Consider the following 21526-nt stretch of genomic DNA (forward strand, 5'->3'; position numbering starts at 1 on the left):
TGAAATGATTGGCTTAAGGCAGGTTTGCTTGATGATGCTGGGAGTATTGAGCCTTTCCGCGTGCACTGCCAGTGGTGATAACCGCGCCGATACGCCTCAGAACTTTGCCGGTATTGCTGATGATGAAACGATCAATTTGAGCGGGACAGAGCCGTTCTGGAGCATGGCAATCGAAGGCAACAAGCTGACCTATACAAGCCCAGAGAACCTTGAAGGCGAGGTTGCCGAGGTCAGTCGATTTTCTGGCAATAATGGGCTTGGATTTTCTGGCGAGCTTGCTGGAGAGAGCTTGCAGATTGCCATCACACCAGGTGAATGCAGCGATGGCATGAGCGATTTCGAATATCCGTTTACAGCGACCGTCAATTTGGGTGATGCGACACTGCTTGGATGCGGTTACACCGACAGCAATCCGATTACTGGGGAAGAATCCGAATGAGCGATGCGCATGATGTCCAGATGGTCGAGGATCAGGCCATTACAGAGAATGAAGATGCTGGTGTAGCAAGCGCTTATTCCGTCTCGCGTTATTGGCGGATGTTCTTCTGGGCAGCTGCGGTCTTCAACTTGATCGTCGGCTTGGCTGGCATGCTCAGCCCAGAGGCAACGATCGATGCCCGGATCATCGGCTTGTTTATCTTCAGCTTTGGCATCGTGTATTTCCATGTAGCGCGCGAGCCGATGCGCTTTGGCCCGATTTTGTGGGCTTAGGCATCTTGAGCAAGATTGGCATTTTGACGCTGCTCGCACCTCAAGTGTTTGGCGTCGCTGTTGTCGATCCGATGGTGGCGGGCGGATTGGTCGCGGACGGGATATTCGCGGTTGGTTTTCTGGTGTTTTTGATGAGCGTGATCGACGATTACGAGATTTGACAGAATACGCTCTAGACCGTCACAGGGAAGCCTAAATTGGGCTACTGAGCGCCCGTGACCAGCATTATCTAGATCCTCAAGAAACGCAGTTTGCCGCAGGGCTAGAACGAATAATTGCGCCGGAATTTCACCTAAAACCTCTATAGTGCAATGGCTTATCAGTCTACATGCCTATGGCACCCGAATTTCTTGGAACGCACGCGTCCGATTGTCGTTTGGATGGCAATGAACAGATATGGTCGTTGCATTGATCACTGCGGCGGGAAAGCGGACTATAGTGAGCACCGACGAAGAACGCGATCCTAAGCGATCCGAGCAAGTATCTTTGAGCTTTGACGACGCGCCCGACAGGTTTCGGGCGGGCCACAAAGGCGATCAGTTTTCTGGCGCATCTGGCGTGCTGTTTGAGCAAGCCATGGCGCAAACCCGCATGGCGATCTGCCTGTGCGATCCGCACCAGCCAGACCTGCCGATAGTTTTTGCAAACCGGGCGTTTCGCCGCCTGACCGGCTATGGCGAGGATGAGATATTAGGGCGGTCATGCCGGTTCCTACAAGGCCCTGATACCGATCCGGAGCCGGTTGCGCGCATTCGCGAAGCGCTGGTCAATGAAGACGTCGTGGTGGTTGAGCTGCTCAATTACCGGAAGAACGGCACAACTTTCTGGAACGCTTTGCACCTCGGCCCGATCTACAACAGCGACGGCGAACTCGTCTATTTCTTTGGCAGTCAATGGGACGTGTCTGACGTGCGCGCTGCGCGGTCTGAGGGTCGCCATGCAAAGGAAATGGCGCGCGAGTTGTCGCACCGCATGAAGAATATGTTCGCGGTGATATCGGGGATCGTGAATGTAACCGGGCGCGTGCGGGGCATTCGCGCCGAGGCGGCTGAGATCAATTCCCGCATTCAGGCACTTGGCCGCGCTTACGAAACGACCCTGGATGGTGCTTCATCCGGCAGCATCGATATCGGGCAAGCGATCAAGGCCGTTCTGCTGCCTTATGACCGCGATGAGGAACGTTTGATCTTGCAGGGGAACGGTGTGCGTATGCCGTTTACCATCATCTCTATTGTCGGCCTAATCCTGCACGAGCTTGCTGCCAATGCGACCAAGCACGGCGCGTGGGCCACCGAAGAGGGCAAAGTCACCGTCAGCTGGATGTTGGCGGAGGATAAAGAGGGCCTTGTCATCACCTGGGCGGAAGAAGGCGGCCCTCTCGTCATCCCGGATCAAATCATCGCGGGAACGGGCACTGCAATTGTCGACCGGATGCTTGCCACGACTGATGGAACGATAGAGCGCGATTGGAACGAAACAGGCCTCAAGGCCGTTATCACTCTGCCGGTTGGGAGCGTGTGATGGCCAAGAGCTACACCATATTGCTATTGGAAGACGAGCCTTTGATTCTGATGGATATGGAGTTTGCGGCTGAAGATCGCGGCTGCGAAGTGTTAACTGCGACAAATTGCGATACTGCCCAGCGCCATATTCAAAGGCATGGGGCAGGCATAGACTTGGCGATATTGGACGTATCGCTGGGTGAGGGGTTGACTTGCTTCCCCGTGGCGCGTGAGCTTGATCGTCTGAAAATCCCTTACATCCTGCACTCAGGCGATCTGGATCGCCACAATGAGCGCATTCGTGAGCTGGATGCCGAACTGATTGCCAAGCCAGCCTCAGCAGACAAAGTCATCGCTGCTGCAATCGCGCATTCGCAAGGTGCGGACGCTCAAGCTATTCGCTTCGCCGCAGAGTAGAGTCTCTGGCTGCAGGCCGTCTGCCTTAGAACAGTCCTGGGATCTCAAACTGCGCTGCATTCGGGCGTTCTGGTTGCAACATCGTTTGGCGGGCCGAGCCTTGCGCTCGCTGAACCCCAGCGGCGCCTATGGCAGTGCAGGTGCGTCCGCCAAGAAAGTCTAGCGCCGCGGCGATTGAGGCTTCGTTCGGATCGCCAAACGGAGTGAAAATATCGTCGTCCGCTTGGCAGGTGTTGGGAACCTCGCTCGCTAACCCAGTGAAATATTCGCCATTCCCATCGGCATTGTTGGTCTGGAACGTCACGGCGCGAACCCTGAGGTCGCAGGCCGCCAGGTCAAAGCCAAATTGACCCACTGGCTTGCCCGAGGTGTCATCCCCGACCAGGGCCAGATTGTTGCCCAAATAGGGGATCATCGAATTGATCACGAGCTCGCTGGCAGAGGCTGTGCTTCTGCGCCCGATGAAGGCAATTTTCGTGGGCTGGATCGCATTAGCTTCTGATTGGAACAGCTCGGTGGAGTTTTCCGCAGATTTCGAGGGGCGCAGGACCGTCTCACTGAACACCTGACCGGTGCGTCCTTGACCCAAAAGGTCGCCGAGCAGGTCCGCGACATCGACCAATCCGCCGCCATTATAGCGGAAGTCGATGATCAGTTCGGTCACACCTTCGCTCTGGAACAGGGCAAAGGCATCGCGCAGCTGGTCAGAGGCGCTGGCAACGATAAAGGTGCGCAGGTTCAGATAACCAACCTTCTTGCCCGCATCATCCAGGATCAGCGCACCATATCGGTCAGACACTGGATCAAGCGCGAAATCAGCCTTCGTAATGCTCGACTCGCTGGTCGTATTTGTCGCTGTGCGGAACTGAATGACCCGGGTCGTGCCGAGCTGTTGACGGGCCGAGCGCATCGATGACTGCTTGCGGACCGCCCGATGACATTAGTGTAGAGACGTTCTGCAAATTGCCGCTGCTGGTGCCAATCGCCAACAATTCTGTTCCGCGATCGATCCCGGCGCCAAATCCGGGCGCATTCTCAAATGCTTCAAGCACGAACACGCGATTGTTGACCGTGTCATAGGCAAGCCTGATCCCAAACCCGGCGTTCGAGCCGGAGTTAATCAGCGCGTTTTCTTCGGCGATGGATGTTGCGAAGGTAAAGCCGCGGTCACGCTGCTGGGCGCGGGCAGGGGCGACCAATGCATCCAGATAACCTTGAAGGTCGTTGAAGTTGCTCGCCACGACCGTGTTGTCGACGAGATTGGGGAACAGGTACCATTCGTCGATTACGTCTTTGGCGAAATCTTGCTGATCAGCGAGCGCGCATCCCGCCGTGCCTCCGCCGCCGCCGCTGGCTCCTCCTCCAGTGCCGCCGCCTGCGGTGCCACCACCAGCTGCTTGGCCTGATCCTCCACCACCCCCGCAAGCGGCCAAGGAGATTGCAAGGAGGGTAGAAAGGGTAATGCGACCAATGGTCATGCGGTGCGACTCCGACTTACAAAAGCGTCTTTGATGTGTGTTTTCTATACAATCAGCATCGCTGATGAACCCCTAGTGAGCAAGATTACTCTCCTGTTAATGAGAGAATGCCGGGCACGCCTGCTTGCGATGTGCATCTACGAAAGGTGAGGATTCTGCCATTTGGATACAACTTTTCACAAATTTGGCTGAGTTTTCCTCAGAAACCGGGGCAAAGCTCAGCTAAAACTCTCGTCTTGACGATCCGATGCGCCTAGTTTGCAAAGAGATTTAGGAGGAAATTGCTTCGATGACTGGTTTGCCCGATTGGCTTAGAACTGCACTGCCTGCTTCTGCGCAGCATGCGGGCTTGGCGATTGCGCAATTGGGAAGCGAGCGCAATTTTGCCCGCGGTGGGTTTAAGCTAACCAGCCCCGCGTTTGATCCAGGTGAAGAACTGGACCCTTGCTTCAGCGCTGAAGAAGAGGACGCCGTCGCTCCGCCGCTTGAATGGAATGCGCCGCCGCCAGGGACGCAAGAATTGGTGCTGATTGCGGAAGACGCAACAAGCGCCAGCGATGAGCCGGATTGCCATTGGCTGGTCTGGGGCCTGAAGGGGCAAAAGGGCATGCTGCTGGAAGGCGAAACGCCTCCGCGTGCCGGAAAGAATTCCAAAGGCAATTCGGAATGGTTGCTGCCTAATCCGCCAGAGGGTGAGACGCGGCAATATGTGTTCCAATTGTTTGCAACAGAATTGCCGCTGACATTGATGCCCGGGGCAACCCGCGCCGATTTGTTGGCGACATTAGAAGGGTCGATAGTCGCCAGCACATTGTTGGTCGCCCCATTTACTGGTTCTGCCGCTGAAGATGAGGGCGACTGGGCCGAAGACGATATTTGAAGTTGAATACGTGACTTTGATTTTTGAAACCTGCCACCACTGAGAAGGAGAGGATCATGGCTGGAAAGACTAATGCACTGCAGAAACCGGTGCAGCTTTCGTCTGAACTTGAAGCTGTCATCGGCAAAGGCCCGATGACGCGCGCGCAAGTGACGTCAAAGATTTGGGAATACATTAAGGGCAACAGCCTGCAAGACAGCAAAGACAAGCGTCAGATCAATCCTGATGGCAAGCTCAGCGCTGTGATCGGTAAAGACCAGATCTCAATGTTCAAAATGACGGCTGCGGTGTCTAAGCACCTCACCTAAGAGTGATTGCTGGCGGCGTCGCGCAGGTTTTATGTGCGGCGTCGCCAGCCCACTTCTCCAGCGAACAGGGCCAGCCAGATCAATATCGGTTGAGCGATCATTCGCGGAACATGATAGCCAAGCCCGAAACCGCCATCAGGGTTCGCCATGTCCATGGCAAAATGATTGATATTGGCGGGCCATACACACAAAGCGTACAGAGCAAGGCCGATACCGCCTGCCCTCCTTATTGGTTTGGAGAAGGGCTGTAGCAGGGCAATTGCCCCGGCGACCTCCGCAATACCCGTCAAGTAAACGACCGTTTCTGGTGCTGGCACAAAGCGCGGCATGATCGCCAGAAATGGCCCCGGCGTGGCGATATGGGCATAGCCAGCATAGCCGTAAAACACGGCCAAGATGATGCGCACCAGCGCGAAATTGAAGCGCTTTAGGCCGCCCTCAGCGGACTTCGATGCGCTGGTCGCGCCAGACCGCTGCTCAGTCGAATTGTTGATTGGTCATTCCCCGCCGCTTTGTAGAAAGCCGCTTCCCTTCGTCCTACTGCTTGCTAAGACAAGGCATAGCTGATCTGGTCCATGCTTAGGAGCTGTTATTTGTCATGAAATACGCCGCCGCCTTGCTCGCCGCTTCCCTGTTGATCTCGCCGCTTGCCGCGCAAGAAGCTGGGAGTGATGCAGCCGTGCAGGATCCTGCAGAAGCGCTTGCCACGGCTGCGCTTGAGGCAGCGCCTGTGTTTGACGGGCACAACGATGTGCCGATCCAACTGCGCTCGCGGTTCGACAACCAGATCAATGATTTTGACTTTGTCGATACGACAGGCACTGGCGTGACCCATCCAGAGGGGCGGGCGATGCATTCTGACCTGACCCGCCTGGCCGAAGGTAAAGTCGGCGCGCAATATTGGTCGGTCTATGTGCCAACCGGGATCAGTGAGCCAGAAGCCGTCCAGATGACGATGGAACAGATCGACGTGATGAAGCGTCTGATCGCGCGTTATCCCGATCAATTGCAGTTTACACTGACTGCTGACCAAGCCGAAAGCGCCATGGCGGAGGGACGGATTGCTTCATTCTTGGGAATGGAAGGCGGGCATTCGATTGGCTCCAGCCTAGCAGTCTTGCGGCAAATGTATGCGCTGGGCGCGCGCTATATGACGATTACCCATTCCAAGAACACACCGTGGGCAGACAGCGCGACCGATGCGCCTGAACATGGCGGCTTGACCGAGTTCGGCAAAGACTTGATCCGTGAGATGAACCGCATTGGGATGCTCGTCGATCTGAGCCACGTCAGCGAAGACACGATGATGGATGCGCTTGATACGACTCGCGCTCCGGTGATCTTTAGCCATTCTGGCGCGCGTGCGATTAACGGTCATGCGCGCAATGTACCCGACAGCGTGCTTGAAAGATTGCCTCAAAATGGCGGTATTGTGATGGTCGTTGGTTTGCCTGGCTTTCTCAACGAAGAACGCCGCCAGTGGTATAGCCAGCGCGAGGCAGAGCTGGCGCGGCAGGAATCGCTCAACCAGGGGCAGCCGAGCATTGTTGGGGCGGCAATGACAGAGTGGGATGCAGCCAATCCAGAGCCGCAGACGCCGGTTAGCCAGATGGCCGACCACATCGATCATATCCGCTCCGTCGCGGGCGTTGAGTATATTGGTATCGGGGCGGATTTTGATGGTATGCCAACCGGGCCGATCGGGATGGAAGATAGCGCAGGCTATCCTGCGCTCTTTACTGAACTGGCCCGCCGCGGCTACTCGCAGACAGAGCTGGAACTCATCTCAAGCCTCAATGCGATGCGCGTTCTGCGCGCGGCCGAACGTTATTCGAGCAGTGTTTCAAATATGCCGCCGATTGAAACACTGATTGAGCCTGGCGAGTGATCCTGTAAGGTGCCCGCCAGGGCGAAGTGCAAAACTGGTAATTAGCCGTAGATTGCGGGAATGACCCAGACGAGGGTCATTGCGACAACCGCTGCGGCCAAGCTGATGCCCAGAACCCAGCGCATCACACCTGTCGTTTGCGCGCCACGTGCGTCATCATCTTCGATGTGAATTTCATCGCCTTCTTTATGCATAAAACTCTCCGCAAAATGAGACTATAGGGAAATTAACGGAGAGAGTCAGCAATCGTTCCGGGTTCGCTGGGCTGGCTAGGTCTGTAAATTACTCGCGTAGCAGCTCATTGATGCCGGTCTTGGAGCGTGTTTGCGCATCCACCGTCTTCACGATCACCGCGCAATAGAGCGACGGGCCGGGGCTGCCATCAGCCAAAGGCTTACCCGGCAATGCGCCTGGGACAACCACAGCATAGGGTGGGACTTCGCCGCGGTGAACCTCGCCTGTGGTGCGGTCGACAATCTTGGTCGATGCGCCGAGGTAGACACCCATGGATAGCACCGCACCCTCTCCAACGCGCACGCCCTCTGCCACTTCGCTGCGTGCACCAATGAATGCGCCGTCGCCAATGATCACGGGTTCCGCCTGCAAGGGTTCCAGCACGCCGCCAATTCCAGCGCCGCCGGAAATATGCACGTTCTTGCCGATTTGCGCGCATGATCCGACGGTTGCCCACGTGTCGATCATGGTCCCTTCGTCAACAAATGCGCCAATGTTTACAAAGCTCGGCATCAGGACAACGCCCTTGCCGATATGGCTGCCGCGTCGAACGACTGCCCCGGGGACGACGCGAAATCCAGCGTCGTTGAAACGGTTCTCGCCCCAACCTGCAAACTTGGTTGGGACTTTGTCATAGGCTGCTTCGTCAAGCAGAGCCTCCCTCCATGACGTGATTGTCACGCAGGCGGAATGAGAGAAGCACTGCTTTCTTGAGCCATTGGTTGACACGCCAACTGCCATTGCCATCAGGTTCCGCCACCCGGGCTTGGCCATTGTCGAGCAATGCCAGGGCATCATTCACCGCATGACGCACATCGCTACCTGGCGTGATGTCGGCGCGTGATTCCCACGCAGCTTCGATTTGGGTGATCAACTCTTGTGACATAATTTCTCCAAAATGATTGCTCTTGAATTTGCCTTAAGCCGGAAAATTCGCCGCAGTCTTCATCGGTTTTCAAGGTTGGTGTGCTGCTAGCCCGGTGGGGTCTTAGTCACAAGGGCTCTCAACGCGGGACTGTTATTTTGGGGTCTTTGCCGCATTCGTCTTGCGTTGTCATTTGCTTTGGTTTTAAGCCCTACAGTTAGAAGGGTATATGAAGGATAATCTTGATGGAAAAGAGTCCCAATTGCCCGATCAGCTGGAAAATTGTTGTCGCTGCAACCGCTTGCGCCGCACTAAGCGCTTGCGGTGGCAGCCCAGGCGGTGCTGGCGGAGGCGGGCCAGTTTCTGCCCCGGCTCCCTCTCCTCCGCCTCCACCACCGCCGCCGCCACCACCTCCTCCGCCTCCGCCGCCACCACCGTCGACCACCAATTTCAATACAGCCGAATTCCGTCGCTCCGACGGACCTGAATTTCACGGGGCTATCTCAGCCTGGGAGCAGGGGTTCACCGGAGCCGGAGAGATCATTGCTGTTATCGACACCGGTCTGGACACTGACAGCCCCGAATTCGCAGGCCGAGTGAATGCAAACTCTGCTGATGTCGTCGGAAATCGTGGGGTCGATCCAGAGGATGACCACGGCACAAATGTTGCATTGGTCGCCGCGGGTGGGCGCGATGGCATCGGCGTGCTTGGAATCGCGTTTGATGCAGAAGTGCTAGCGGTTCGTGCCGACAATGTTGGCTCTTGCGGTGTAGACACGCCTTCAGATCCGTCGCTCGGGTGCTTGTTCAGCGACAGAAATATAACGGACGGCATTGATCTCGCGATCAGTTCTGGCGCTGCTGTGGTCAATATCAGCCTTGGAGGCGGGCGGGCTTCTGGTGGTTTGCTCAATGCAGTTGGGCGAGCGGCGAACGCGGGATTGGTCATTGTCGTATCGGCGGGCAATTCAGGCGATGGCTCAGACCCCGATATTGACCCGGATCAGCCTGATCCCTTTGCTGCTGATTTACAGCAAGCGGGAAATGGCAATGTGATCATTGTCGGTTCGGTCGACGAAAATGGAGCGATCTCTGATTTCTCAAACCGTGCCGGTAACTTTGGCAGCTCATTTATCAATGCGCGTGGTGAAGCTATCTGCTGCGTGTACGAGAATGGAGAGGTGTTCATTGAAAACATCAATGGGCAGGACTTTGTTACATTGTTCTCTGGGACGAGCTTCTCTGCTCCACAGGTATCCGGTGCGGTCGCATTGCTGGCGCAAGCCTTCCCAAATCTGACTGGTCCAGAGATTGTCCAAATCCTGCTTGATAGTGCACGCGATGCTGGTGCGACCGGCGTTGATGCGGTCTTCGGTTCAGGCATTCTTGATATCGGAGCTGCTTTTGCTCCAGCAGGCACGACGACATTGGGGGGAACCCAAACCAGACTGGCGCTAGCCGACGATGTGGTGATTGGCTCGGCTGCGATGGGCGATGCGCTTAGCGGGATCAGTCTTAACGCGGTTGTGACCGACAGATTTGATAGGGCCTACACCGTTGATCTAGGGGCACGCACGCGTAACTCTGCGCAGATTCAAAGACTTCGCGGTGTGGTCGAGCGGAACGGGATCAGTCGCGGCGGGACAAGCGGCGCTTTATCGATGGCGTTCACCATAGCGGACACTGCACGCTCGGGCGAGATTAGCTGGACTCAGCAATTGCAGCTCACGCCAGAAGAAGCGCAGGGTGCACGGGTTCTGGCGGCGCGGGTTGCCGCCAAGATCGCGCCAGATATCCAGCTTGGCTTTGCTCTATCGCAAGGAGCCGCATGGTTTGGTCGCGCAGTTACAAGGCACCGACCGCCCGGCATTTCGCATCGCACCGCAAGCAAGCGGTGATGACGGCTTTTTCCAAAACAGCGAGTTTTCCCTGGCTGCGCGCCAGCAGCTTGGGCCTTGGGGACTGACTGTGTCCGCTGATCGCGGCGATGTGCTGCTTGGGGCGGATAGACAAGCAGATACTGTTCTGAGCGGAGTGCGCGAACAGAGGCCAACGCAAAGTTTTAGCCTTGCTGCGGATCGCTCCATCGCCGACGTGGATGCAGTCGTCTCTCTCACTTGGTTGCAGGAAACAGATACATTGCTGGGGGCGCATTTCCACGACGCACTTAGTGTGAGCGGAGCCGATACGGTCTTTCTTGATACCGCATTTGGTCATGAATTTGCGCGCGGTTGGCGGATGGGCGCCGCTTACCGTCAGGGGATTACGCGGCCTCGAGGCGGCGCGCTGATCGGTGACGGTTCACAATTGACGAGTGAGGCCTGGTCGTTTGATGTGACCCGCTACGGCGTTCTCACCAATAGCGACAGTTTGGGCCTTCGTTTCAGCCAACCCTTGCGGGTCAGCGGCGGCGGGTTGAACCTCGATCTGCCAGTGGCGTATGATTATGTGACCGAGAGTGCGATTTTCGGAACACAGCGGCTCTCGCTGTCTCCGGAAGGGCGCGAGGTCATGGGTGAACTCGCTTGGCAAGGGCCGCTATCGTTCGGATATGCTTCAGCAAGTCTGTTTTATCGCCGTGATCCTGGGCATTTCGCGGCATCGCGTGATGATGCTTAGGCGCAGTGGTGAGCTTTAGTGCGGAGTTTTGAACGCTCAGACTGGTAAGTACGAGGGGCAAACGGCGCAGATGCCGCAAGCCTGTATTGCTGAACTTACTCAGGCATTCCCGCTTCGAGAGCGAATTGATACGCGCGCTCAACCAGTGGTGCGACCCGGTCGCTCATTGCCTTGGCATGGGCGGATGAAGCGGTGCCGTCGATCACGCGTTTCTTGATGCCCTGCATAATTCCGGCAAGGCGGAACAGATTGTAAGCGAAGTACCAATCCATCGGAGGAACGGGATAGCCGGTGCGCGCAACATAACGTTCCACTGCTTCCTCTACTGTCGGAATGCCCAATGCTGGCAGATCAAGGCCCAACAAACCCGCACGGCCATCATCGGAAGGCTGGAACCAGTTGAGCATCAGGTAGCTGAAATCAGCGATTGGATCGCCCAGAGTCGACAACTCCCAGTCCAGCACAGCGATGACGCGGTTCTCAGTCTTGTGAAAGATCACATTATCGAGGCGGTAATCGCCATGAACGACACTGCTCTCGTGCTGCGGTGGGATGGTTTGCGGCAACCATTCAATCAGCCGCTCCATTTGCGGCATATGTTCTGTTTCCGATAGCTTATACTGCTTTGACCAGCGGGCGATTTGACGCGCGCAGTAATCGGTCGGCTTGCCATAATCGCCAAGGCCAATTTCATCGGGCTTGTTAAGGTGCATGTCCGCGATCGTGTCGATCAGTGCGTTGTAAAGTTCGCGGCGTTCCTCTGGCGATCGGCCAGGCAGCGCGCCGTTCCAGAGCGAGCGACCATCGGCCATGCTCATCACAAAGAACTTCGAACCCAGAACCTCTGGATCTTCGCACAGTCCATATGTTTTCGGAACGGGGAAACCGGTCGGGTGAAGGCCCGTCATCGCCTTATACTCGCGATCGACCGCATGGGCCGACGGCAGCAATTTGCCAAACGGCTGACGGCGCAAAACATAGTTCGCGCCAGGGGTCTCAATCTTATAGGTTGGGTTCGATTGCCCGCCTTTAAACTTGGTGTAGTTGATCGGTCCGACAAAGCCTTCGACATTGGCTTCAAACCATGCCGTCAGCTTTTCCATATCGAGCTTGTCGGCGTCCGCCACTTCAACCGTGCCGACCATTTCCTTGTCGAAATCGATTTGCGGAGCAGAATTGTCAGTCATCAGTCAAACACCACAACACTGCGCGCGGAATGGCTAAGCGCGCATTTTGTCAAAACCAGCATTAATATCATCGAGCGCGATCCTCTCTGCGATGATCGTGTCGAGATCAAGCAGCCCGCGCATATAGAAATCGACCAGCCGCGGCAGGTCGACTGGGAAGTGGTTGTCGCCCATGATCGCACCTGTCAGTTTTTTGCCGCTGAGCAGATCCATTGCACCAAGCCCCACTTTGCAATCCAGTGGCATCATGCCGAGTATTATCGCTGTGCCGCCGCGTCGCAAAGACGCAACCGCCAGGTCAGCTGATGCTTGACGCCCGACCGCTTCGATGCCGAAGTCGACGCCGCCATTTGAGATCATCGTGATCTGCTTGGCAGCATCATCAGCGGTGGCATCCACCGTGTGGGTCGCCCCCAGTGCTTCAGCCAGGGCTCGCTTTTCAGGGAGTGGATCAGCAGCAATGATTTGGCCTGCGCCGACAATCATGGCGGCATTCACAACCGCCAGGCCAACCCCGCCGCAACCGATGACCGCCACGGTTTGACCCGGTGTTAGCTTACAGGTGTTGAAGATCGTGCTCAGGCACCAGTGGTGACCGCACAGCCGATGACGGCGGCCCGGTCCAATGGCATATTTTTATCAATCGAGACGCATGCGTTTTCATGGATGAGCATCTGCTCAGAGAAAGCCGACAGATTGAGCATCTGATTGACGCTTTCCCCGCCAGCGCGACTGATGCGCATCGCATCGCCTTCGCCCCGCCGAGTGTCTCCACCAAGGCAAAGCGCCATACGGCCGGTAACGCAAAATTCGCAGGTCCCACAAAAGGCGCTGAGGCAGGATACGACGTGATCACCGGGTTTGACGGTGCGCACCTCGCTGCCCACGGCGCGGACAATGCCCGCCGCCTCGTGCCCCGGAATGGCGGGGAGGGGATGCGGATAGGCTCCATCAATGAAGTGCAAATCTGAATGACACAGGCCGCAGGCCTTGGTGTCAATCAGCACTTCGTGCGGCATCGGATCTGCCAGTTCTACCTCGCCAATGACGAGGCCCTGTCCCGGCGTCTCCAGAATTGCTGCCTTTGCCATAACTCGCTCTTCCTTTTGCCTGCTTAGCGTGTCGCGCCCATATCGCCGGAGCTGAATCCACCAGCGTCATTTGCGGCCGCGCCGCCTTTGCGCAATGCGTTGGCAGTTGGCCCCTCTTGCGGAACGTGCTTACCAAATTCCATCCGAGCAATTGAGCGTGCGTGGACTTCATCAGGACCATCGGCGAGCCGCAAGGTGCGCTGATGGGCATAGGCCGACGCAAGACCGTAATCGTTCGAAACGCCGCCGCCGCCATGGGCCTGGATTGCATCGTCGATGATTTGTAGAGCCATGTTCGGCGCCTGAACTTTGATCATCGCGATCTCTTGCTTGGCGGACTTGTTGCCAACCTTGTCCATCATATCAGCGGCCTTGAGGCACAGCAGACGGGTCATGTCGATATCGATGCGCGCGCGCGCAACACGCTCTTCCCAGACGGAATGCTTGTAGATCGGTTTGCCGAAGGCTTCGCGTTCTTGCAGGCGCTTGCACATTTTCTCCAGTGCTTCTTCAGCGACGCCGATCGTGCGCATGCAGTGGTGGATACGGCCAGGGCCTAGGCGACCCTGCGCAATTTCGAACCCGCGTCCTTCGCCCAGCAGCATATTGGTGACCGGGACACGAACGTCCTTCATTTCCACTTCCATGTGGCCATGGGGTGCATCGTCATATCCGAACACCGGTAGATGGCGGATGATGTTCACGCCTGGCGCATCGTTCGGCATGAGCAGCATGCTTTGCTGCGCGTGGCGGCCCGCAGAGAAATCGGTCTTACCCATTACGATCGAGACTTTGCAGCGCGGATCGCCCAGGCCTGAAGACCACCACTTGCGGCCATTGATGACATATTCATCGCCGTCGCGCTCAATCCGGGTTTCGATATTGGTCGCATCGGATGAAGCGGTGAAAGGCTCTGTCATCAAGAAGGCAGAGCGGATTTCGCCATTCATCAGCGGACCGAGATAGGTCTCTTTTTGCTCGCGGGTGCCGTAGCGGTGGAACACTTCCATGTTGCCGGTGTCAGGCGCAGAGCAGTTGAAGACTTCGCTGGCCCAGCCAATGCGGCCCATTTCTTCGGCGCATAGTGCATATTCGAGATTGGTGAGGCCCGGACCTTCAAATTCGAACGTGTCATCGACATGATGATGGCTCTCATTGCGCGGCGGCATGAACAGATTCCAGATGCCAGCGTCCTTCGCCAGCTTCTTCTTATCTTCGATGATTTGGATGACCTTCCAGCGGTCGCCCTCGGCATCCTGTTCGTAATAGGTGCCCATGTTCGGACGTACATGCGCTTCGATGAAATCACGCACGCGGTCGCGCCAATAGACCTGGCGTTCGGTTGGCTGAAAATCCATGAGGTTTCCTCTCTAGTCCTTAATCGCAATCGAATCTGCTTGGCGCGACCGTGGCAGTTCGCAGCGCACCCGCCAAGCTCTCATTTGTGTCTGTCAGGTCAATTTTTCGCTGCGGCCAAGGCGTTGACGCGCGCTTCATGATCTTCCCGATTGATCGGAAACCGGCCGAGCCAATATGCCGCGATCCCCATTAGGACAGACGTGGCCAGCGCATAAAACAGGATCAGACTGCCGATGGTCGTATCAGGCACCTCGCCAGGCGCAGCATCGCGCGAAAAACTGATGAAGGACAGAACCTGGCCAGTCAGAAAGATGCCAAGCCCGGTCGCGCATTTCTGGATCAGCCAGTTCCCGGAATAAAACGCACCTTCGGCGCGCCGACCAGTGCGCTCCAAATAGGCTTCGACGATTTCTGCAATCATCGAGCTTGCGGAAATCAGGACGACTATGCCGAGCGTGTTGCCGATGATCAGCAAGCCCAGCAGCATAAGGCCGGAAAGGGCGGTATCGAGCGGTGGCCAGATCCCGGCATAAAGCGCCATGTATGGGATCAGCGTAAACATGACTGTTCCAATTGCCGAAAGCGCGGCGCTTTTTGGTTTGCCGAAATGTTTGTGCATTGGTCCGACGATAAAGAACATCAGGATCGCCGAAAGGAAAAGCGCCAGCGGATAAATGCTAAGCGCGGTCACACCTTCTGGCAGCAACGGCATTTGCGCGGTGTCGAGCCTCCACACATATAGCGTCAGATAATTGGTGAGCGAGAAGGTCAAACCCTGGTTGACATAGGCCGCCAATCCGCCTGCGGCGAAGATCAGAAACGCCCGCTCTCGAAACGCCTCAAAGATTTCCTCGAAACATCCCTTAATTGTAAACGGCGCAGGTTTTGTCTCAGGCAGATGGGCGACCAGTTTATGCTGTCCCCAAGCCGATCCCATCACCGACAGCACGATCAGGCATCCGCCAGTCATCGCCCAGCCGACGTAACCCTCTCTGTTCAGCAAACCGCCCTCTCCTGGCATAAAGACGGTATACGCGAGCACCATCATCAAAATGCCGCCGAGCCAGCCGGAAATATAGCGAAAGCGGAACAGGGTTGTGCGCTCGTCATAATCGCTTGTGATTTCAGGCAGCAGAGAGATGGAGGGCACTTCGCACGCAGAAAGTAGAATGCGCACGACAACCGCAATTCCCAACAAACCCATGAATGTCGGTGCCTCTCCGCCGGGCGGGGACCACATCATCACCCAAGCAAAGGCAAGCGGAATCGGTGCGACGTAGAGCCAGGGCAATCGCCTACCCCATTTGGTATAGGTCCGGTCGGACAGATTGCCGAGTATTGGATCAACCACCGCATCGATCAGCAGGGCGCATAACAAAGCGAGGCTTACCAGCCCTGCATCCATGCCCATCACTTGACTGTAAAAGAACAGCAGGAAGAACTGGAACCCGGTATCCTTTACGCCGAATGCCACCGCGCCAAAGCCGTGGATCAATTTCAGCCGCAAAGGCAGCGGCCCCTTTACAAGGCTCACGCAGACACCTCTTTCTGGCTGCTATTTCCAGCGAATCTTTGCATTGCAGCTCTCCCAAGCTCTTGACGCAAACGTAAGCGAAGCAGGCGGCGCGTCAATGCAAAGCTGGGCTTTCCACGTCGACCCAGTGACTTGACGTTACGGCATTCGCGATTGGCGCTCTGATCCTTTGAAGCCTAGCATTTGAGCGCTTGCAGCGGACGCGCAAATGACCATAACGTAAGCGTCAAGTGGGAGCGATTAGAGGAGAGTCGGCACCATGCCTGATCTAGATACATTCCGCCAAGAAACCCGCGCGTGGCTGGAGGCGAACTGCCCGGCTGAGATGCGTGAGCCTGTTCGCGATGAAGGCGACATTTACTGGGGCGGCCGCCGGGCGACCTTCAAAAACGACCCGCAAAAGGCGTGGTTCGAAGCATGTCTTGCAAAGGGCTACACAGTCCCTGCGTGGCCAAAGGAGTATGGCGGGGCGGGACTGGGGCCAGCGGAGGCCAAGGTTCTGCGTCAGGAAATGAACCGCATAAATGCGCGCCCACCGCTCTCCAGTTTTGGTATTTGGATGCTTGGCCCGGCATTGCTGCACTTCGGCACTGAAGAGCAAAAGAAGCACTTCCTAGGCGAAATTGCGCGCGGTGAAATCCGCTGGTGCCAGGGCTATTCAGAGCCGGGTTCGGGAAGCGATCTCGTCAGCCTGCAAACATTTGGCGAGGATCAGGGCGATCACTGGGTCGTGAACGGTCAGAAGGTTTGGACCAGCTATGCTGACCGAGCCGACTGGATTTTCTGCCTCGTGCGCACGGACAAAGAGAACAAGTATCAAGGCATTACCTTCATGCTGTTCGACATGGAAAGCGAAGGCTGCTCGACCAAGCCGATCAAACTGATCAGCGGCAACTCGCCGTTCTGCGAAACCTTCATGGACAATGTCAAGGTGCCTAAGAGTTATGGCGACGGCCTCCCTGCGCAAGTGGGTGAAGTGGGTCGCGGCTGGGACGTGGCCAAATATCTGCTTGGCCATGAGCGTGAGATGATTTCCGGCGCCGATGGCGGCAACACCGGCACGATCGGTGCGGCGATGAAACGTCACGCTGGTGAACTTGACCCGGTCCTGCGCGCGGAGCTGGCCATGTTTGACGTCGATGCGTTGGCTTATGGTGCAATGGGCGAGAAATTTCTCGATGAAATCAAGGTTGGCAAGGGGCATCCCGCTCAGCCGAACATGATGAAATATGCTTAAGCACGGAGCTCAACAAGCGGCGCCACGAGCTGATGATGTCAGCCGGCGGCTCGCGCAGTCTGGAATGGGAGAGCGAAGAAACGGGCGGCGGCAAGCCTTCTCGCAACTGGCTTCGAACCAAGGCAAACTCGATTGAGGGCGGTACATCTGAAGTCATGTTGAATGTGATTTCTAAGCGCATTCTTGACCTGCCCGGCTCCTAACCGAACGCTCAAGCACATATGACCAATCCGGCAAATTGCATGGGTTGCCCGCACGAATAAACGTATGAGAGGATCAAGGGACAATGCCCCTTTACCACAATGACGATCAGGCCATGCTGGCCGACAGCGCCCGCCAATTTATGGTTGAAGAAGGCAATATCGCCAAGCAGTTGCGCCATTGGCGTGACCGTGATTGCCCGGATGGTTTTGGCCACGCCCTGTGGGAGCAGTTTGGCGAAATGGGCTTCACCGGCATTCTTGTTGGCGAGGAAGACGGCGGGCTTGGCATGGGCCATGTTGAGGCTGGCATCGTTCTGGAAGAGATCGGCCGCAATCTGTCGCCTTCGCCTTTCCTGATCAGCTCTGTTTTGGCGGCCACGGCTCTTGGCCATGGCTCCAGCGATCTGCGCGGGCGCTATCTGCCGAGCCTTATCGAAGGCAAGAGCGTGTTTGCCGTTGCGATTGATGAAGGTGCAAAGCACCGCCCAGAGCGGATCAAAATGCGCGCTGAAAAATCTGGCAATGGCTTTAAGCTCTCCGGTCAGAAAGATTTCGTCATCCACGGCGCAAGCTCTGACATGATCGTTGTCGCGGCGCGCACCAGCGGCGGCGATGATGACGAAGATGGCATCACTCTGTTTGCTGTGCCTAAGGACGCAGCGAATATGAGCCATGACTCGGTCCGTCTGGTCGACAGCTCAATGGCGACCCATACCAAATTCAACGGTGTGGAGCTGGATGGTGACGCGGTCATTGGCGAAGTTGATGGCGGACGTGAAGTGCTGAACGCTATGCTCAAGGCGGGCCGGGTTGGCGCAGCGGCAGAAGGTGTTGGCGTGGCCAGCGGTGCGATGGATATGACCGTCGAGTATCTCAAACAGCGCAAGCAATTCGGGAAGCTGATCGGCGAATTTCAATCGCTGCAACACCGCGCCAGCCACCTCTATTCCGAGGTTGAGATCGCGCGCGCCTCTGTGATCAAGGCGCAGCAATTGCTTGATGGTGACAGCGAAAAGGCTGATCTGATGGCATCGGTTGCCAAGGCGAAAGTCTCACAAACCGCTGGTCTAGCCGTGCGCGAAGGCGTGCAAATGCACGGCGGCATCGGTATGACCGACGAATATGATATCGGCCTCTATATGAAGCGCGACCGTGCGCTCAACGAATTCCTTGGTGATGCCTATTACCATGCTGGCCGTGTGGCTGAAATGAGCGGCTACTAAGCCTGCCAATTGGAGCAAGAATTATGATGGATATGAACGCCCTGTTTAGCCTTAATGGCCGCGTTGCTCTGGTGACCGGTGGCAGCCGCGGCATTGGCAAAATGTTTGTTGAGGGGCTGCTGTCTGCGGGCTGCTCTCGGGTATACATCTCGGCGCGCAAAGTGGAGCAGATGCAGGAAACCATCGCCGAGTTTGGCGAAGACAAAGTGATCGGCATTCCTGCTGACCTCAGCCAGATGGATGGGATTCAGAGCCTCGCCGATGAGATGACGAAGCGCGAGGACAAGCTTGATATTCTGATCAACAATGCAGGCGCTGCTTGGGGCCAGCCTTATCTGGAGTTCAGCGAGGCGGGCTGGCACCGCACGATGGACCTGAACGTCAAAACACCGTTCTTCCTCACGCAGAAGCTGCACGATCTGCTGGTTGCAGGCGGCAAGGGCGATCACCCGGCAAAGGTGATCCATGTCTCATCAATTGATGGTCAGCGGATCAATCCGTGGGAAACCTATCCGTACCAGGCATCGAAGGCCGCCGTTATTCAGCTGACCAAGCGGATGGCCGCGCGTCTGATCCAAGACAATATCATTGTCACTTCGATCGCGCCTGGCGCGTTCCCGAGCGAGATGAACAAAGCCGCCAAGAATGCGCCAGATGCATCGGCGGCGATGATCCCATCCAAACGTGTCGGCACGAAGGAAGATATGGCTGCCGCTGCTATCTATCTGTGCAGCCGCGCTGGCGATTATGTCGTCGGCGACACAGTGACGGTTGATGGCGGGGTCGTAAACGCGTCGCTGCCGAGTATGTTCAACGATCCTGCTGGCTAGTCGCGGCCTTTATGGACCCGAAACTTGTAACCTTCGGCACGCCCCTTTCGAATTGAGATGTAAGAGATGCGCCTGCCGGAGGATTACACCATGCCCAAACACAAACGCCGCTATCAGCTTATCCAAGCGGCTTCGCTCGCGATCTTTCTAGGGCTGGGCATTGCAGCGGCTCCCTATGCCGATGCACAAGATGTTGAACCGGCCCCTGATTTTAGTGAACCTGCGCCAGAGGAGGGTGAGGCCCCTGAGGCAACTCCAGAGGTCAGCGAAGAGCTCAAAGCAGTGCTCGACCAGATGGATGAAGTGATCGGCGCGCTAGATGGAGATGCGCAGCGTACCGGCAATTCTTGGCAGTTCACCCTCCAGGAGCGGACAATCCTGGTGGTGACCGATACCAGCCAGGGCCGCATGCGAGTGATCACTCCCATCGCCGCTGTTTCGGATTTGCCAGAGGGCGCGATGCAGCGCCTGATGCAGGCGAACTTCGATACTGCTCTCGATGCACGTTACGCGGTGGCGCAAAATCTGGTGTGGAGCGCTTACATTCATCCGCTCGACACGCTGACAACGCGCGATTTCGCCTCTGGCGTGTTGCAAACACACGCTTTGGCCGACACATTTGGCACCACTTTTTCAAGCGGTGCGTTGAATTATGGCGGCGGCGATAGCGGCGCAATTCTTGGCGAGCAGCTGAGGGAATTGCTGGAACAATTGGAAGACCGCAATACGATCTAGGCCTGTGCTTGCTTGGTCGTTTGCGGCCAAGCGGGAACGCATTTACCCCATCAGTTCGCGCACAAACGGGATAAGGCCCGTCTGCCGTGTGCGGCGCATGCGCTCTGCGTCCAAAATCTCGCGAACCTTGGCAAAGCATGCATCGACATCATCGTTGATCACTACATAGTCATATTCAGCCCAATGGCTGATCTCGCCGCGCGCGCGCTCCATCCGACCATCGATCACGTCGCCGCTATCGGTGGCACGCTCCTCCAGACGGCGACGCAGCTCTTCGAGACTTGGCGGCAGGATAAACACGCTGACCACGTCTTGTTGGTCCTTTTGGTAGAGTTGCTGCGTGCCTTGCCAATCAATGTCGAACAGAAAATCCTGCCCCTCTTTCAAAGCGTTGCGGATCAGCCCTTTGGGCGTTCCATAGCGGTGATCGAACACCGGGGCCCATTCGTAAAAGTCGTCCTCTTCGACCATTTGATCGAACTTCGCGTCCGAGACGAAGTGATAGTGTACGCCGTCAATCTCTCCCTTGCGCGGCGGGCGCGTTGTGGCCGAGACGGACAAGGCGATTTCCGGATCCGCCTCCAGCAGCATGCGTGACAAAGTCGTTTTGCCCGCGCCCGACGGCGAGGAAAGAATGAACATTAAGCCGCGGCGATTGAGGTGGCCGGGATCATTATTGGTATGCTGTGGTGTGTCGCCCATGCGGCCCGATGCCGCAAACTGGGCGGTTAAATCAAGTCTTGTGACCGCGCACGGGCAAGATTGGCCTTAGTCCAAGGGTTCGTTTGCACTCTCTTTTGAGCGTGCGCTGCGCCGCAGTTCGACCGATTTTCCACGATCATACAGCGTCTTGGCCAGCAACCCGCCCGCCACAATCGCAAGGCCCGGCACGGAACGCGTGGCGAGTTTGCTGGCACCGTAAAGCGCCAAAGTGGTCAAAATCCCGCGCCCGTCCAGCATGTCACGTGCGCCTTGCTCGTCCTCGCTGGCGCTAACGATGCCCTTTTCCGCTTGCTTGCGAAACAGGGTGGAGGCCCCGCGCAGCACAACATCCGCGATCAGCAGGTTTGTCGCCGGGTTGGTGCTGGGGCCGAGCACGCGAACCTCTCCGTTCTCATCATCGGATGACGAAGCGGGGACCAAGTTCCGTGATGGTTCTTTTAAACTGCTCATCATTCACTCAATGCACGGGTGTGCGCCATTGATCCGCCTTGCCCTTTGGACA

General features: G+C 56.7%; 22 protein-coding genes and 3 pseudogenes. 14 read left to right on the forward strand and 11 right to left on the reverse strand.

The window, feature by feature from the left end:
- Positions 1–31 precede the first annotated feature (31 nt).
- The 5 genes from AC0V6Z_RS07485 to AC0V6Z_RS07505 all read left to right on the forward strand — a co-directional run bounded on the left by AC0V6Z_RS07485 (position 32) and on the right by AC0V6Z_RS07505 (position 2630).
- Positions 32–439 carry a COG3650 family protein gene (locus tag AC0V6Z_RS07485; RefSeq protein WP_472640707.1) on the forward strand — a complete coding sequence of 136 codons (408 nt, stop codon included), beginning with the start codon at positions 32–34 and terminating at the stop codon, positions 437–439.
- Complete coding sequence (locus tag AC0V6Z_RS07490; protein ID WP_472640708.1) at positions 436–711, forward strand: hypothetical protein; 276 nt, start codon at positions 436–438, stop codon at positions 709–711. Before AC0V6Z_RS07485 ends, AC0V6Z_RS07490 begins: the two co-directional genes overlap by 4 nt.
- A 5-nt stretch (positions 712–716) precedes the next feature.
- Positions 717–872 carry a hypothetical protein gene (locus AC0V6Z_RS07495; protein WP_472640709.1) on the forward strand — a complete coding sequence of 52 codons (156 nt, stop codon included), beginning with the start codon at positions 717–719 and terminating at the stop codon, positions 870–872.
- 277 nt (positions 873–1149) lie between these two features.
- Entirely contained in the window at positions 1150–2232 is a 1083-nt protein-coding gene (locus AC0V6Z_RS07500) for a PAS domain-containing protein (RefSeq protein WP_472640710.1), read from the forward strand.
- Positions 2232–2630 (forward strand): response regulator, encoded by a 399-nt coding sequence (locus AC0V6Z_RS07505; RefSeq protein ID WP_472640711.1) that lies wholly within the window; start codon positions 2232–2234, stop codon positions 2628–2630. Before AC0V6Z_RS07500 ends, AC0V6Z_RS07505 begins: the two co-directional genes overlap by 1 nt.
- Before the next feature lie 25 nt (positions 2631–2655).
- On the opposite strand, the gene AC0V6Z_RS07510 is transcribed toward AC0V6Z_RS07505, so the two are convergent.
- Both AC0V6Z_RS07510 and AC0V6Z_RS07515 read right to left on the reverse strand, forming a co-directional pair.
- The gene (locus AC0V6Z_RS07510; protein WP_472640712.1) at positions 2656–3540 is read right to left on the reverse strand and encodes a S41 family peptidase; all 885 of its coding nucleotides are present in this window, start codon (positions 3538–3540) and stop codon (positions 2656–2658) included.
- On the reverse strand, positions 3446–4108 hold the full coding sequence (locus AC0V6Z_RS07515) for a hypothetical protein (RefSeq protein WP_472640713.1): 663 nt from the start codon (positions 4106–4108) through the stop codon (positions 3446–3448). Before AC0V6Z_RS07515 ends, AC0V6Z_RS07510 begins: the two co-directional genes overlap by 95 nt.
- 289 nt (positions 4109–4397) lie before the next feature.
- Here AC0V6Z_RS07515 and AC0V6Z_RS07520 point away from each other — a divergent pair, with 289 nt between their 5' ends.
- Both AC0V6Z_RS07520 and AC0V6Z_RS07525 read left to right on the forward strand, forming a co-directional pair.
- The gene (locus AC0V6Z_RS07520) at positions 4398–4988 is read left to right on the forward strand and encodes a YbhB/YbcL family Raf kinase inhibitor-like protein (RefSeq protein ID WP_472640714.1); all 591 of its coding nucleotides are present in this window, start codon (positions 4398–4400) and stop codon (positions 4986–4988) included.
- 56 nt (positions 4989–5044) lie between these two features.
- On the forward strand, positions 5045–5296 hold the full coding sequence (locus AC0V6Z_RS07525) for an SWIB/MDM2 domain-containing protein (protein ID WP_472640715.1): 252 nt from the start codon (positions 5045–5047) through the stop codon (positions 5294–5296).
- Positions 5297–5325: 29 nt separating this feature from the next.
- Here the strand turns inward: AC0V6Z_RS07525 and AC0V6Z_RS07530 are convergent, their stop codons facing one another.
- Positions 5326–5703, reverse strand: a complete 378-nt coding sequence (locus AC0V6Z_RS07530) for a DoxX family protein (RefSeq protein WP_472640716.1) — start codon at positions 5701–5703, stop codon at positions 5326–5328.
- Between the two features lie 191 nt (positions 5704–5894).
- Between AC0V6Z_RS07530 and AC0V6Z_RS07535 the strand changes: the two genes are divergently transcribed.
- Entirely contained in the window at positions 5895–7184 is a 1290-nt protein-coding gene (locus AC0V6Z_RS07535) for a dipeptidase (RefSeq protein WP_472640717.1), read from the forward strand.
- A gap of 41 nt (positions 7185–7225) precedes the next feature.
- Here the strand turns inward: AC0V6Z_RS07535 and AC0V6Z_RS07540 are convergent, their stop codons facing one another.
- Together AC0V6Z_RS07540 and dapD are read right to left on the reverse strand one after the other, a co-directional pair.
- On the reverse strand, positions 7226–7378 hold the full coding sequence (locus AC0V6Z_RS07540; protein ID WP_472640718.1) for a hypothetical protein: 153 nt from the start codon (positions 7376–7378) through the stop codon (positions 7226–7228).
- 88 nt (positions 7379–7466) lie between these two features.
- A pseudogene (gene dapD / locus AC0V6Z_RS07545) lies at positions 7467–8304 on the reverse strand (2,3,4,5-tetrahydropyridine-2,6-dicarboxylate N-succinyltransferase).
- 224 nt (positions 8305–8528) lie between these two features.
- Here dapD and AC0V6Z_RS07550 point away from each other — a divergent pair.
- Both AC0V6Z_RS07550 and AC0V6Z_RS07555 read left to right on the forward strand, forming a co-directional pair.
- Complete coding sequence (locus AC0V6Z_RS07550) at positions 8529–10181, forward strand: S8 family peptidase (RefSeq protein WP_472640719.1); 1653 nt, start codon at positions 8529–8531, stop codon at positions 10179–10181.
- A complete protein-coding gene (locus AC0V6Z_RS07555) occupies positions 10117–10902 on the forward strand; it encodes a hypothetical protein (RefSeq protein WP_472640720.1) in 786 nt (261 codons plus the stop codon). Before AC0V6Z_RS07550 ends, AC0V6Z_RS07555 begins: the two co-directional genes overlap by 65 nt.
- A 95-nt stretch (positions 10903–10997) precedes the next feature.
- Here the strand turns inward: AC0V6Z_RS07555 and AC0V6Z_RS07560 are convergent, their stop codons facing one another.
- The 4 genes and pseudogenes from AC0V6Z_RS07560 to AC0V6Z_RS07575 all read right to left on the reverse strand — a co-directional run bounded on the left by AC0V6Z_RS07560 (position 10998) and on the right by AC0V6Z_RS07575 (position 16073).
- The gene (locus AC0V6Z_RS07560) at positions 10998–12089 is read right to left on the reverse strand and encodes a phosphotransferase family protein (RefSeq protein ID WP_472640721.1); all 1092 of its coding nucleotides are present in this window, start codon (positions 12087–12089) and stop codon (positions 10998–11000) included.
- A pseudogene (locus tag AC0V6Z_RS07565) lies at positions 12089–13180 on the reverse strand (Zn-dependent alcohol dehydrogenase). The gene AC0V6Z_RS07560 and the pseudogene AC0V6Z_RS07565 overlap by 1 nt, the downstream one beginning before the upstream one ends.
- 23 nt (positions 13181–13203) lie before the next feature.
- Entirely contained in the window at positions 13204–14538 is a 1335-nt protein-coding gene (locus tag AC0V6Z_RS07570; protein WP_472640722.1) for an acyl-CoA dehydrogenase family protein, read from the reverse strand.
- Positions 14539–14636: 98 nt separating this feature from the next.
- The gene (locus AC0V6Z_RS07575; RefSeq protein ID WP_472640723.1) at positions 14637–16073 is read right to left on the reverse strand and encodes an MFS transporter; all 1437 of its coding nucleotides are present in this window, start codon (positions 16071–16073) and stop codon (positions 14637–14639) included.
- 259 nt (positions 16074–16332) lie between these two features.
- Here AC0V6Z_RS07575 and AC0V6Z_RS07580 point away from each other — a divergent pair.
- The 4 genes and pseudogenes from AC0V6Z_RS07580 (at position 16333) to AC0V6Z_RS07595 (ending at position 20301) form a co-directional block, all read left to right on the forward strand.
- Positions 16333–17513 (forward strand): annotated as a pseudogene (locus AC0V6Z_RS07580) (acyl-CoA dehydrogenase family protein).
- 83 nt (positions 17514–17596) lie between these two features.
- Entirely contained in the window at positions 17597–18736 is a 1140-nt protein-coding gene (locus AC0V6Z_RS07585; protein ID WP_472640724.1) for an acyl-CoA dehydrogenase family protein, read from the forward strand.
- A gap of 26 nt (positions 18737–18762) precedes the next feature.
- Positions 18763–19566, forward strand: coding sequence for an SDR family oxidoreductase (locus AC0V6Z_RS07590; RefSeq protein WP_472640872.1), 804 nt, complete (start codon positions 18763–18765; stop codon positions 19564–19566).
- A gap of 90 nt (positions 19567–19656) precedes the next feature.
- Positions 19657–20301 (forward strand): hypothetical protein, encoded by a 645-nt coding sequence (locus tag AC0V6Z_RS07595; protein WP_472640725.1) that lies wholly within the window; start codon positions 19657–19659, stop codon positions 20299–20301.
- Positions 20302–20343: 42 nt separating this feature from the next.
- Here AC0V6Z_RS07595 and gmk read toward each other — a convergent pair whose 3' ends face one another.
- Both gmk and AC0V6Z_RS07605 read right to left on the reverse strand, forming a co-directional pair.
- The gene (gmk, locus tag AC0V6Z_RS07600) at positions 20344–21003 is read right to left on the reverse strand and encodes a guanylate kinase (RefSeq protein ID WP_472640726.1); all 660 of its coding nucleotides are present in this window, start codon (positions 21001–21003) and stop codon (positions 20344–20346) included.
- Positions 21004–21069: 66 nt separating this feature from the next.
- Positions 21070–21474 (reverse strand): hypothetical protein, encoded by a 405-nt coding sequence (locus tag AC0V6Z_RS07605; protein ID WP_486176461.1) that lies wholly within the window; start codon positions 21472–21474, stop codon positions 21070–21072.
- Positions 21475–21526: the final 52 nt, after the last annotated feature.

This window comes from Erythrobacter sp. SN6-5 (genome assembly GCF_057364945.1).

Bases quoted from the DNA above. Each gene is read 5' to 3' on its own strand.
- AC0V6Z_RS07510 (WP_472640712.1), bottom strand. From the start codon at position 3,540: ATGCGCTCGGCCCGTCAACAGCTCGGCACGACCCGGGTCATTCAGTTC.
- AC0V6Z_RS07540 (WP_472640718.1), bottom strand. From the start codon at position 7,378: ATGCATAAAGAAGGCGATGAAATTCACATCGAAGATGATGACGCACGT.
- AC0V6Z_RS07515 (WP_472640713.1), bottom strand. From the start codon at position 4,108: ATGACCATTGGTCGCATTACCCTTTCTACCCTCCTTGCAATCTCCTTG.
- AC0V6Z_RS07550 (WP_472640719.1), top strand. From the start codon at position 8,529: ATGGAAAAGAGTCCCAATTGCCCGATCAGCTGGAAAATTGTTGTCGCT.
- AC0V6Z_RS07505 (WP_472640711.1), top strand. From the start codon at position 2,232: ATGGCCAAGAGCTACACCATATTGCTATTGGAAGACGAGCCTTTGATT.
- AC0V6Z_RS07570 (WP_472640722.1), bottom strand. From the start codon at position 14,538: ATGGATTTTCAGCCAACCGAACGCCAGGTCTATTGGCGCGACCGCGTG.
- AC0V6Z_RS07485 (WP_472640707.1), top strand. From the start codon at position 32: ATGATGCTGGGAGTATTGAGCCTTTCCGCGTGCACTGCCAGTGGTGAT.
- AC0V6Z_RS07585 (WP_472640724.1), top strand. From the start codon at position 17,597: ATGCCCCTTTACCACAATGACGATCAGGCCATGCTGGCCGACAGCGCC.
- AC0V6Z_RS07535 (WP_472640717.1), top strand. From the start codon at position 5,895: ATGAAATACGCCGCCGCCTTGCTCGCCGCTTCCCTGTTGATCTCGCCG.
- AC0V6Z_RS07520 (WP_472640714.1), top strand. From the start codon at position 4,398: ATGACTGGTTTGCCCGATTGGCTTAGAACTGCACTGCCTGCTTCTGCG.
- gmk (WP_472640726.1), bottom strand. From the start codon at position 21,003: ATGGGCGACACACCACAGCATACCAATAATGATCCCGGCCACCTCAAT.
- AC0V6Z_RS07560 (WP_472640721.1), bottom strand. From the start codon at position 12,089: ATGACTGACAATTCTGCTCCGCAAATCGATTTCGACAAGGAAATGGTC.
- AC0V6Z_RS07605 (WP_486176461.1), bottom strand. From the start codon at position 21,474: ATGAGCAGTTTAAAAGAACCATCACGGAACTTGGTCCCCGCTTCGTCA.
- AC0V6Z_RS07490 (WP_472640708.1), top strand. From the start codon at position 436: ATGAGCGATGCGCATGATGTCCAGATGGTCGAGGATCAGGCCATTACA.
- AC0V6Z_RS07595 (WP_472640725.1), top strand. From the start codon at position 19,657: ATGCCCAAACACAAACGCCGCTATCAGCTTATCCAAGCGGCTTCGCTC.
- AC0V6Z_RS07590 (WP_472640872.1), top strand. From the start codon at position 18,763: ATGGATATGAACGCCCTGTTTAGCCTTAATGGCCGCGTTGCTCTGGTG.
- AC0V6Z_RS07525 (WP_472640715.1), top strand. From the start codon at position 5,045: ATGGCTGGAAAGACTAATGCACTGCAGAAACCGGTGCAGCTTTCGTCT.